Origin of the sequence: Nitrosomonas aestuarii (assembly GCF_003046585.1) — a bacterium.
GTDB lineage: Bacteria > Pseudomonadota > Gammaproteobacteria > Burkholderiales > Nitrosomonadaceae > Nitrosomonas > Nitrosomonas aestuarii.
Map to the genome: position 1 here is coordinate 1 of NZ_QAAE01000015.1, position 12,671 is coordinate 12,671.

The 12,671-nt window shown below is 44.5% G+C and carries 11 protein-coding genes; 3 read left to right on the top strand and 8 right to left on the bottom strand.

Features of this window, described 5'->3' with window-relative positions; translation table 11 throughout:
* From C8R11_RS11875 to C8R11_RS11910, 8 genes are all read right to left on the bottom strand, one after another.
* On the bottom strand, positions 1-140 hold a 140-nt coding region (locus tag C8R11_RS11875; protein ID WP_244907662.1), incomplete at its 3' end, for a GTP-binding protein.
* 27 nt (positions 141-167) lie between these two features.
* The gene (gene fusA / locus C8R11_RS11880; RefSeq protein WP_107795895.1) at positions 168-2,258 is read right to left on the bottom strand and encodes an elongation factor G; all 2,091 of its coding nucleotides are present in this window, start codon (positions 2,256-2,258) and stop codon (positions 168-170) included.
* A 69-nt stretch (positions 2,259-2,327) separates the two neighbouring features.
* Positions 2,328-2,798 (bottom strand): 30S ribosomal protein S7, encoded by a 471-nt coding sequence (gene rpsG / locus C8R11_RS11885; protein WP_090701008.1) that lies wholly within the window; start codon positions 2,796-2,798, stop codon positions 2,328-2,330.
* 34 nt (positions 2,799-2,832) lie between these two features.
* Entirely contained in the window at positions 2,833-3,210 is a 378-nt protein-coding gene (gene rpsL / locus C8R11_RS11890; RefSeq protein ID WP_090701005.1) for a 30S ribosomal protein S12, read from the bottom strand.
* Positions 3,211-3,500: 290 nt separating this feature from the next.
* Positions 3,501-3,986, bottom strand: a complete 486-nt coding sequence (locus C8R11_RS11895) for a YajQ family cyclic di-GMP-binding protein (RefSeq protein ID WP_107795896.1) — start codon at positions 3,984-3,986, stop codon at positions 3,501-3,503.
* Positions 3,987-4,037: 51 nt separating this feature from the next.
* Positions 4,038-5,252 carry an argininosuccinate synthase gene (locus tag C8R11_RS11900; RefSeq protein WP_107795897.1) on the bottom strand — a complete coding sequence of 405 codons (1,215 nt, stop codon included), beginning with the start codon at positions 5,250-5,252 and terminating at the stop codon, positions 4,038-4,040.
* 46 nt (positions 5,253-5,298) lie between these two features.
* Positions 5,299-6,222 carry an ornithine carbamoyltransferase gene (gene argF / locus C8R11_RS11905; RefSeq protein WP_107795898.1) on the bottom strand — a complete coding sequence of 308 codons (924 nt, stop codon included), beginning with the start codon at positions 6,220-6,222 and terminating at the stop codon, positions 5,299-5,301.
* A 52-nt stretch (positions 6,223-6,274) separates the two neighbouring features.
* The gene (locus C8R11_RS11910; RefSeq protein WP_244907656.1) at positions 6,275-7,447 is read right to left on the bottom strand and encodes an aspartate aminotransferase family protein; all 1,173 of its coding nucleotides are present in this window, start codon (positions 7,445-7,447) and stop codon (positions 6,275-6,277) included.
* Between the two features lie 301 nt (positions 7,448-7,748).
* On the opposite strand from C8R11_RS11910, the gene gyrA reads away from it, so the two are divergent.
* The 3 genes from gyrA (at position 7,749) to C8R11_RS11925 (ending at position 12,653) form a co-directional block, all read left to right on the top strand.
* A complete protein-coding gene (gene gyrA / locus C8R11_RS11915; protein WP_090700992.1) occupies positions 7,749-10,295 on the top strand; it encodes a DNA gyrase subunit A in 2,547 nt (848 codons plus the stop codon).
* A 74-nt stretch (positions 10,296-10,369) separates the two neighbouring features.
* The gene (gene serC / locus C8R11_RS11920) at positions 10,370-11,461 is read left to right on the top strand and encodes a 3-phosphoserine/phosphohydroxythreonine transaminase (protein ID WP_107795900.1); all 1,092 of its coding nucleotides are present in this window, start codon (positions 10,370-10,372) and stop codon (positions 11,459-11,461) included.
* Positions 11,454-12,653: a 3-phosphoglycerate dehydrogenase family protein gene (locus tag C8R11_RS11925; RefSeq protein WP_107795901.1), complete on the top strand. Its 1,200-nt coding sequence runs from the start codon at positions 11,454-11,456 to the stop codon at positions 12,651-12,653. Before serC ends, C8R11_RS11925 begins: the two co-directional genes overlap by 8 nt.
* The last annotated feature ends 18 nt before the right edge of the window (positions 12,654-12,671 follow it).

Below are 12,671 nucleotides of genomic sequence, written 5' to 3' on the forward strand. Positions count from 1 at the left end.
TAGCTTTTTGACTCTCCCCCAAATTTTGATGTCAGTATTGTAGTAATTGCCGCCGTCAGCGTGGTCTTACCATGATCCACATGCCCAATTGTACCCACATTCACATGCGGCTTTAAACGCTCAAACTTGCTTTTTGCCATGACCTTTCCCTTATACTCTCACTAATTTCATTTCTTATTAATTACCGCTTCAGCTACATTTTTTGGCGCTTCGGCATAATGCTTAAACTCCATTGAATATGTAGCCCTACCCTGAGTCGCCGAACGCAATGCTGTAGAATAACCAAACATTTCAGCCAACGGAACTTCGGCACGAATTAATTTTAAGCCCGGCGTATCTTCCATTCCCTGTATCATTCCACGCCGCGATGACAAATCACCCACAACATTTCCCATAAATTCTTCCGGTGACTCCACTTCAACTGCCATCATTGGCTCGAGCAGCACCGGACTGGCTTTTCTCATCCCATCTTTAAACGCAATTGATGCAGCCATTTTAAAAGCATTTTCATTTGAATCGACATCGTGATACGAACCATCAAAAAGCGTCACTTTTACATCGACAACAGGAAAACCTGCCAATATACCATTTGGGAGAGTATCAAGCAATCCTTTTTCTACCGCCGGAATGTACTCCCTTGGCACTACCCCCCCCTTGATTTCATCAACAAACTCAAAGCCCTTGCCTGTTTCGTTGGGCTCCATTTTTAACCACACATGACCGTATTGCCCACGACCACCCGATTGCTTAACAAACTTACCTTCGATTTCCACCTGTTTCTTAATTGCCTCTCTATAAGCAACCTGCGGCGCTCCGACATTTGCCTCAACACCAAATTCCCGCTTCATGCGATCAACGATGATCTCCAAATGGAGCTCTCCCATTCCAGAGATAATTGTTTGACCAGATTCTTCATCTGTTCTGACTCTAAATGAGGGATCCTCCTGCGCCAATCTATTTAGGGCAATACCCATTTTTTCTTGATCCAATTTCGTTTTTGGCTCAACCGCCACATGTATAACCGGATCAGGGAAATCCATTTTTTCCAGGGTTATTATTGCACTCGGATCACACAGCGTGTCGCCAGTTGTTACGTCTTTAAGCCCCACAGCCGCGGCAATATCACCAGCACGCACTTCCTTTATCTCGTCACGCTGATTAGCATGCATTTGCAATATACGACCTATTCTTTCTTTACGAGCTTTGATTGGGTTATAAACAGTATCGCCGGAATTAACCACCCCCGAATACACTCTAAAAAATATTAGCTGCCCCACATACGGATCAGTTGCCACTTTAAAAGCCAGTGCTGAAAAGGGTTCTTTATCATCTGATTTTCTTTTATCGGCATCCCCATTTTCCTTCTCTCCCTGAATAGCCACAACATCTACCGGGGAAGGCATATAATCAAGGACAGCATCAAGCATTGCCTGAACACCTTTATTTTTGAAAGCAGTACCACACAACATGGGCACAATTTCATTGTTGATTGTTCTTAGTCGCAACCCTTTTTTTATATCTGAAACATCCAACTCTCCATTTTCCAGATATTTATTCATCAAATCTTCGTCTGCTTCGGCTGCAGTCTCAATCATTTTCTCCTGCCACGTCTGCGCATCTTCTTTTAAATTATCAGGTATTTCACGCTCTTCAAATTTAAGCCCTCTGGTCTCATCATCCCAATAAATAGCTTTCATTTTTACGAGATCAACCACACCCTCAAACTTATCTTCCGCGCCAATAGGCAGCTGTATCGGCACTGGCACTGCCTTTAATCGTGTTTTGATTTGCTCATATACACGCATGAAATCCGCACCAGATCTATCCATCTTGTTTACGAAAGCCAACCTAGGCACTTGATATTTATTGGCCTGCCGCCAAACAGTTTCTGTTTGCGGCTGAACCCCTCCTACAGCACAAAACACCGTGCAAGCTCCATCAAGCACACGTAACGACCTTTCCACTTCAATCGTAAAATCTACGTGACCGGGGGTATCAATAATATTAATGCGATGCTCGGGAGAATTACCATCCATACCCTGCCAAAAACAAGTAGTAGCAGCTGAAGTAATAGTAATACCTCTTTCCTGCTCTTGCTCCATCCAATCCATGGTCGCCGCGCCGTCATGTACTTCGCCAATTTTATGAGACACGCCAGTATAAAAAAGAACACGCTCAGTAGTTGTTGTCTTACCGGCGTCAATATGCGCCATAATGCCTATATTTCTATAGCGTTCGATGGGAGTTTTTCTTGCCACGGTACAAATGCCCTAACTTATATAATTGTTTACTTACTATTTGAATGAATGAGTCAAAAAATCGATACACTAAAACCTAAAATGCGAGAAAGCCTTATTTGACTCCGCCATTCTATGTACTTCTTCTTTTTTCTTGACTGCCCCACCTCGATTTTCGGCCGCCTCGGCCAATTCTCCTGCCAGACGCATATCCATTGATTTTTCACTTCTTTTTCTTGCCGCATCACGCAACCATCGCATTGCCAATGCATTCCGTCGAACAGAGCGAACCTCAACAGGAACTTGATAATTTGCGCCACCTACCCGTCGACTTTTCACCTCTACCAACGGACGCACATTTGTCAACGCCTGCGTGAAAATCTCCATTGGATCACCACCAGTTTTCTTTTCAATATACCCCAACGCTCCGTATATAATCCTCTCAGCGACAGATTTTTTCCCACGTGTCATCAACACATTCACAAATTTAGCCAACTCAACATTATGATATTTTGGATCTGGCAGTATTTCACGCTTTGGCACTTCTCTACGTCTTGGCATTATGCTTCCTTCTTAACTTTTAACCAACTGACCATTAGGCTGTTTTAGGTTTCTTAGAACCATATTTTGAACGCGCCTGCTTGCGATCCTTCACACCAGCAGTATCAAGGCTTCCCCTCACCGTATGATAACGCACACCTGGAAGATCCTTCACACGACCACCCCGAATGAGTACCACTGAGTGTTCTTGCAGGTTATGCCCCTCTCCCCCTATATAACTGGAGACTTCATAACCGTTTGTTAACCTTACCCTGGCGACCTTACGCAACGCCGAATTTGGTTTTTTCGGTGTTGTTGTGTATACCCGGGTACAAACACCTCTTTTTTGCGGGCAATCCTCAAGCGCAGGCACACTACTTTTCACTCTTTTTGCCACACGCGGCTTGCGTACTAACTGACTAATAGTCGGCATATCACTATGTCCTAAAAAACTGGGACGGCGCATAGCCGTCCTGACTTATTTGCTGAATTGGTTTTCTCTAACAACCCTACTGCCTACGAAATTGAACTTACCGCATCTTCAGACGCTTAAAATAGATACTTTCGACGCGATAGAAAAGAGAGCGGATTCTATGGGGTTTACTTCCTCATGTCAAGACAAAGTTAGCTTACTGCTCTCAACTACCTGTTCAGTTTTACAGTCAACTCTACCGATGTCAGGCACCACCATATCCTTGCATGCGCAGACCACATTCTATGCAATCATTCCCTAAAATTTTGATATTGCAACGGAAAATCTGTTATCGCCGTTTTTATGATCTGAATGGCTTCTTGCAGCACATCTCTTTTCGCCCCAGATATACGTACACTGTCGCCTTGAATACTCGATTGCACTTTCAGCTTACTTTCTTTGAGAATTTTAACAATCTTTTTAGCCAACTCGATATGCAATCCCGTTTTCACAGTTACTTGTTGTTGCCGCTTGTTGCCACTTATTTTTTCTATTCGTCCCTTTTCCAGACAACGAACATCGATGTTTCTTTTTGTTAATTTGGAGCGCAAAATATCCAGAACTTGCTCAAGCTTAAATTCATCATCAGCAAACACGGTTAGCTCAAGATCGACCTGCTCGACCCTTGCATCAGTTCCTTTAAAATCAAATCTTGCACTGACTTCTTTATTCGTTTGATCGACTGCGTTTTTAACCTCGTGTCCATCAACTTCAGAAACAACATCAAATGACGGCATTCACTTCACCTCTCGATCTAACCAATGGAAAATAACAAATAGGCGCAAGCTTTATTTCCTTAACATATTTGCCGCAATACGTAAGCGCAGCGCATTTAACTTGATAAACCCAAGTGCATCTGCCTGATCATATGTCCCTGCATCATCCTCAAATGTAGCAACTTTTTCATCAAATAGTGAATCTGTTGCAGAATCACGTCCAACCACAATCACATTGCCTTTATACAACTTCACTCTGACCCATCCGTTGACAGAATTTTGCGTTGCGTCGATCATGGTTTGCATAACTTTCCGCTCCGGACTCCACCAGTAACCATTGTAAATCAAAGCAGCATATCGTGGCATCAGCTCATCTTTTAAATGTGCAACCTCTCGATCCAGAGTTATCGACTCAATTGCGCGGTGTGCGCGTAGCAATATAGTCCCGCCAGGTGTTTCATAACAACCACGAGACTTCATACCCACATAACGATTCTCCACCAGATCAAGGCGACCAATCCCATGCTTTCCACCCAGTTGATTAAGCGTGGTTAGAGCTTCAGCAGGTGTCATTCTATTACCATTCAGCGCAACCATATCACCACGTTTAAATTCAATTTCCAGATATTCGGCTTCATCAGGCGCACGCTCAGGAGACACACTCCAGCGCCACATAGACTCTTCGGGCTCCACAGCCGGATCCTCCAGGCTTCTGCCTTCGTAGGAAATATGTAAAAGATTGGCATCCATACTATAGGGCGAACCAATTTTTTTCTTCATTTCAACAGGGATATTATGCTGCTCAGCATAGCGCATCAGTTTTTCACGCGAAGTCAATTCCCATTCACGCCACGGCGCTATAACATGGATACTCGGCTGCAACGCGTAATAACCCAATTCAAAACGCACCTGATCATTACCCTTACCCGTAGCACCATGCGAAACGGCATCCGCGCCCGTCTCTTTTGCAATTTCAATTTGTCTTTTCGCAATTAAAGGCCTGGCAATACTGGTGCCAAGCAAATACTCGCCCTCATAAATGGCGTTTGCCCTGAACATTGGAAAAACAAAGTCACGAACAAATTCTTCCCTCAAATCATCTATGTAGATTTCCTTGACACCCAGTTGCTGTGCTTTTGCGCGCGCAGGCTCTACTTCCTCTCCTTGGCCGATATCCGCTGTAAAAGTAACCACCTCACACTGATAGGTATCCTGCAACCACTTGAGAATAACCGATGTATCCAGTCCACCCGAAAAGGCTAAAACCACTTTATTTATTTTTCTCATTTTTTATCACTCACAGATTTACAAATACCGGGCTATTCAGTTTTGTTCAAGCTTTCTTTATTTTTCCCAACAACAAGTACTCCATCAACGCTTTCTGGGTATGTAATCGATTCTCCGCTTCATCCCACACCACCGATTGAGGTCCATCAATGACTTCTGCCGCCACTTCTTCACCCCGATGAGCTGGCAGGCAATGCATAAACAATGCGTTTCTCTTTGCTAACGCCATCATTTCAGTGTCCACACAGAAATCCGCAAAATCCGTTTTTCTTTTTTCGGTTTCCGCTTCAAATCCCATACTGATCCAGACATCTGTCGTTACTAAATCTGCATTTTTCACCGCCTCATGTGGACTGGAAAACATCTCATAATTATTTGTACCCGACAAACCGATCTGTTCCGAAACTATTTCATAGCCGGGCGGCGCCGAAACATGCACTTTAAAGTCAAAAACTTCTGCAGCTTGCAGCCAAGTATTGCACATATTATTAACGTCACCTATCCAGGCCACTGTTTTACCTGCAATAGCACCTCTATGCTCAATAAACGTAAAAATATCTCCCATAATCTGACACGGGTGATATTCATCGGTTAAACCATTGATTACCGGCACACGCGAATTCTCCGCAAAACGTTGCAATATGTCATGCTCATAAGTTCGAATCATAATTATATCAACCATTCGCGATATAACACGCGCAGCATCCTCAACGGGTTCCCCACGTCCTAATTGCGTATCTCGAGTAGGAAGATAAATAGACGTGCCACCTAATTGATTCATACCCGCTTCGAACGACAGACGTGTTCGGGTTGAGCTTTTATCAAAAATCATCGCCAGTGTTCGATCGACCAATGGCCAATATTGATGATATTGTTTAAACGTCTGCTTTATCCAACGCGAACGCTCAAACAAATATTCATATTCTTCACGGCAAAAATCATTAAATTGCAAAAAATGCTTCAATTGCATATACAAGTAAACAGAATAAACCAGATAGATTATAAAAAAATGAATAATCTATCTAACTACTGAGGAACTCCTTTATTAATTCACTGACAGTATCAACTACTAGCTCGGCTTCATCTTGCTGCATCACAAGCGCAGGCAACAGACGCACCACTTTCTCCGAAGTAACATTAATCAGCAGTTTCTTTTCCAATGCTTTTTTGACCAATGCAGTGCAAGGAACGGCAAGTTCAATACCTATCATCAGCCCCTGACTTCTTACTTCTATCACATCACTCATGCCGGCAAGCTGTGCCTCCAATCGTTCATGTATAAAAGCACCCAATGTTCTTGCATGGGCAATCAGGCCCTCCTCTTCAATGACGGCAAGCGTCTCGGCAGCGGCTGCACAAACCAAAGGATTGCCACCAAATGTTGAAGCGTGATTACCTGGCTGAAAGGTTTTTGAGGCTATACCACTTGCCAAACATGCCCCAATCGGCACACCGGAACCCAAGCCTTTGGCAAGCGTCATCACATCCGGCATGATTTCGGTATGTTGAAACGCAAACCATTGACCACTACGCCCAATTCCAGACTGAACCTCGTCCAGCATTAATAGCCAGTTATATTCATCGCACAGGCTGCGCAATTCCTGCAAATAACGCGCTTGCGGTATATTGACGCCACCTTCTCCTTGAAAAGGTTCAACTAAAACAGCTACTACACTTTTGTTATTGACAGCAACCTGCCTGACCGCTTCAATATTATTGTAGGGTACGCGCACAAAACCCGATAATAACGGTTCGAATCCGGCCTGCACCTTGCGATTACCTGTGGCGGTTAAAGTCGCCATCGTGCGACCATGAAACGAGCGCTCCATGACCACTATGGTTGGCAGTTCCACCCCATTATTATGTCCGTATAGCCGTGCAAGCTTAATGGCAGCTTCATTAGCTTCTGCGCCCGAATTGCAGAAAAAAACCTTTTCCATACCCGACAACCCAGCCAATCGTGACGCCAATTGCTCCTGCTTCTCAATAACATAGACATTGGATGTATGAATGAGCGTTCTGGCTTGCTTGCACAGCGCTTCAGCCAGGCGTGGATGGCAATGACCCAGTCCGCATACAGCAACCCCAGCCAACGCATCAAGATATCGCTCGCCCTGGTCATCCCACAGCCACACACCCTCACCTTTTACGAAAGTAACAGGCAACTGTGCATATGTATTCATTACATTTGACACGTTAATTTACGCTCATTGATTGAAATAATTACGAAAAACGGTGCAAGTATCAAGCAAGATTTCAACAATACTGCAACACGCCATAAATTTTAAAAAAGCGATTATCTTTACTCATATAGCCTGCTTTTTCAAGTTTTTTTTCCATTACAAGCTTAGAATTCGGTTTTTATGACAAGATAGTTTCAAAGTTACCAGAGAAATGACAGCATCATGGTAAAATGAAAAAATTTGTACTTGCCGGCAATCAAATCGATACCTGCATTTATATCATAACCAGCTGTTTCTTAATTAATCATAAAAAATGAACCAATTTGCCAAGGAAACTCTGCCTATAAGCCTAGAAGAGGAAATGCGCCGTTCTTATCTGGATTACGCTATGAGTGTAATCGTCGGACGCGCATTACCTGATGTTCGGGACGGTCTTAAGCCAGTTCATCGGCGCGTATTATTTGCAATGCATGAATTATCCAATGACTGGAATCGCCCCTATAAAAAGTCGGCACGTATCGTGGGTGATGTGATCGGTAAGTATCATCCGCATGGCGACACCGCTGTTTATGACACCATCGTGCGCATGGCACAGGTTTTTTCCTTACGGTATATGTTGATTGATGGCCAGGGTAATTTTGGTTCTGTTGATGGCGATAATGCAGCCGCCATGCGTTACACTGAGATTCGCATGTCTCGCATTGCACATGAACTGCTCGTTGACCTGGACAAAGAAACTGTCGATTTTGGACCTAACTATGATGAGACCGAAAAAGAACCTTTAATACTTCCAACCAAAGTTCCCAATTTGTTGATTAACGGCTCTTCCGGCATTGCTGTTGGCATGGCTACCAATATCCCGCCGCATAACCTGAATGAAGTTATCGATGCCAGCCTAAAATTACTTAAAAATCCACAAATCAGCATTGATGAACTCATTGACTGCATCCAAGCGCCGGACTTCCCGACAGCCGGTATCATTTATGGCTTATCCGGCGTTCATGACGGCTATCGCACAGGACGTGGCCGTGTTGTGATGCGTGCACGCACGCACTTTGAAGATATGGAAAAAGGTAGCCGCCAGGCCATCATAGTCGATGAATTGCCTTATCAGGTTAACAAGGCTAATTTACTCATCCGTATAGGCGAGCTTGTTCGCGACAAAAAAATTGAAGGTATCTCGGATTTACGTGATGAATCAGACAAATCCGGAATGCGTGTCGTGATTGAACTTAAACGCGGAGAACTAGCTGAAGTTATCCTTAATAATCTATACAAAGAAACACAGATGCAGGATACTTTCGGCATGAATATGGTCGCTCTGCTGGACGGCCAGCCGCGCCTGCTGAATTTAAAACAGATTCTTGATGCATTCCTACGCCACCGACGTGAGATCGTCACACGTAGAACTGTTTTTGAACTCAAAAAAGCGCGTGACCGTGGCCATATTCTGGAAGGCCTGGCGGTGTCACTGTCAAACGTAGATGAAGTCATCGCACTCATCAAGGCATCACCGACACCTGCGGTTGCCAAGGAAGGTTTAATGGCGCGGGAATGGCGTTCCGGTCTGGTCGAAGAAATGCTCGCTCGCGCAGTAACCGATAGTCAGTCATTTCGCCCGGAGGGACTGGCACCTGAATTTGGCCTGCAGGCACAAGGATATCGCTTATCCGATGCACAAGCACAAGCCATCCTGGAATTGCGCCTGCAACGACTGACCGGTCTGGAACAAGACAAAATTGTCGAAGAATACAAAGACATTATGGACAAAATTGTAGACTTCCTCGATATTCTTGCCAATTCAGAGCGTATCACCGGCATTATCACCGAAGAGCTTGAAGTTATTAGGCAACAGTTTGGCGATAAACGTCGCAGCGAAATTGTCATCGATACCCAAGACCTGAGCATGGAAGATTTAATTGCGCCCGCGGACGTGGTGGTCACACTCTCACACAGTGGCTATATCAAATCGCAGCTTTTGGATGAATACCGCGCTCAAAAGCGAGGCGGTCGCGGCAAACAGGCTACCAGTACCAAAGAGGATGATTTTATTGACAACCTCTTTATCGCCAATACACATGATTATATTCTCTGTTTCTCCAGTCGTGGCCGCGTATACTGGATCAAGGTTTATACCGTACCACAAGGTGGACGTTCCTCTCGCGGCAAACCAATTGTAAATCTGTTGCAACTGGAAGAAAACGAAAAAATTAATGCCATTTTGCCGGTAAAAATATTTGATGCTAACCAGTTTATTTTCATGGCTACAGCATCCGGCACCGTCAAGAAAACACCGTTGTCAGAATTCTCCAGACCTCGCAACAATGGCATTATTGCCATAGGATTAAATGAAGATGATTATCTAATTGGTGTTGCACTGACCAACGGTCAATATGATGTTATGTTGTTTTCTGATAACGGCAAGGCTATGCGTTTCAGCGAAAACGATGTACGTCCTATGGGTCGTGGCGCACGTGGTGTACGTGGTATGAAATTGGGCGTCGGCCAAAAAGTTATTTCTATGTTGGTTGCTGAGAATGAGGAGCAAGCCGTACTGACTGTAACCGAGAATGGTTATGGCAAGCGTACACCCATCAACGAATATACCCGTCACAGCCGCGGAACACAGGGCATGATTGCCATCAAAACGAGTAAACGTAATGGAAAAGTAGTCACTGCAAAGCTGGTTCGCCCAGATGATGAAATTATGTTGATCACATCCGGTGGTGTACTGATTCGTACGCGCGTTAATGAAGTACGTGAAATGAGTCGCGCCACTCAAGGCGTCACCCTGATTAATCTGGATGCTGGTGAAAAACTAGCCGGACTGGAAAGAGTTATAGAGAGCGCGGATGAGTGATCAAAAACAGCTTTCTGTTTCTTCTAAATCTTCAAATAATCAAAAAAATATCTAGTACCAATTTAATTACTTAAATGAGTCAAATCTATAACTTCAGCGCAGGGCCCGCAGCGTTACCGAAAGAAGTCTTGCAACAGGCACGCGATGAAATGCTTGACTGGCATGGCAGCGGCATGTCTGTAATGGAGATGAGTCATCGCGGAAAGGAATTCATGGCCATTATTGAAGACCTTGAGAATGACTTACGTAACCTGGCGGGTATTCCATCAAATTATAAAGTATTGTTTCTACAGGGCGGCGCATCAAGTCAATTTGCCATGATACCCATGAACTTATTACGCGGCAAAAAAAAAGCGGATTATATCAACACTGGGCAATGGTCAGAGAAGGCCATTAAAGAAGCAAAAAAATACTGCACCGTCAACATTGCCGCTTCATCAGAAGACGCGAGATTCACTTATGCCCCAACACAAGATCAATGGCGACTTAACGATGATGCGGCCTATATCCACTATACATCCAATGAAACCATAGGCGGCGTAGAGTTTAACTGGGCACCGGATTTCCCCATGGACAGCGAAGTTCCATTAGTGGCCGATATGTCATCCAACATTTTATCGCGCTCACTGGATGTTTCCCGTTATGGACTCATTTATGCCGGAGCACAAAAAAACCTGGGACCTGCCGGTCTGGTACTTGTCATTATCCGAGAAGACCTGGCTGGCTTTCCGCTACCAGGAACACCCACTCTGTTCGACTATATGGTACATATCAAAAATGACTCCATGTATAACACGCCACCCACATACGCCATTTACATTACCGGACTGGTATTAAAATGGTTAAAGCAACAAGGCGGGTTAACTGTCGTCGAACAAAACAATATTCACAAAGCGGCATTATTATATGACTTGTTGGATACCAGCGATTTTTATCACTGTCCGGTTGCCAGACAGGATCGATCACGTATGAACATCCCTTTTACCCTTAAGGACCCTGCATTGGACGAAGCCTTTCTTAAACAGGCCGAAGCAAACGGCTTGGTTCAATTAAAAGGGCATCGCTCAGTCGGCGGTATGCGCGCATCACTTTACAATGCCATGCCTGTGGAAGGCGTTGTTCAACTCATTACCTTTATGAAGGAATTTGCCAGCAAACATGCCTGAAAATCAGAAAACCAACTTCAAGATTCTAACATTGAATCAAATCTCGCCGTTGGGATTGGGTCGTTTTCCTGAAGATAACTATAAGGTTGGCGCAGACATCATGGACCCGGACGCTATTGTGGTACGTTCGCATAATATGCTGAACATGAAAATTGCAAAAAGTGTTCTGGCAATTGGGCGCGCAGGTGCGGGAACAAACAATATCCCTGTCTACGCTCTGAGCGAACGCGGCATCCCCGTGTTTAACACACCCGGAGCAAATGCCAATGCCGTCAAAGAGCTTGTAGTGGCAGGGTTATTACTGGCTGCGCGCAATCTGTTGCCCGCTTTGCGCTTTGTAGAAACCCTGCAAGGTGATGACGATACATTACACAAACAGGCTGAAAGTGAAAAAAAACGCTTCTCGGGTGTGGAATTACCGGGGCGTACACTGGGCATTATCGGCTTGGGAGAAATCGGCAGACTGGTCGCCGATGCGGCAATCAAACTCGGTATGAAAGTAATCGGGTATGACCCGAATATCACGGTTGAGTCGGCCTGGAGCTTGTCAGCGGAAGTCAAAAAAGCACACAGTATCGAAGCATTACTTCGCAACAGCGACTTTATTACAGTCCACGTACCTTTGTTGGATACAACACGCCATATCATCAATGAAAAAAGCATTGGTGTCATGAAACAAAACACGATTGTGTTAAATTTTTCCCGCAATGCAATTGTTGATGAAGATGCCGTATTAACAGGTATCGCATCACGGAAAATAAAGTTTTATGTATGTGATTTTCCAAGTCAAAAATTGCAACACCAGGAATCTGTCATTACATTGCCGCACCTCGGCGCCTCCACACAGGAAGCCGAGGAAAACTGTGCTGTGATGGTTGTTAACCAACTCATTGATTATTTACAAAACGGAAACATTACCAATACAGTCAATTTTCCCAATATCAGTATGGAGCGCGAATCACCTTACCGGATAGCCATAGCCAATTCGAACGTGCCCAATATCGTGGGACAGATCTCCACCGACATGGCTAAAGCAGGATTGAATATCCATAATATGATGAACAAATCGCGTGGTGAAATGGCATATACGCTGGTTGACGTCGACAGTCCGGTTCCACAAAAAGTTATTGATGAAATTGCTCTGGTTTCAGGCGTTTTGTCGGCACGCTATGTGCCTTTCCCAATTCGATAAACTCTAATCATAACTGTA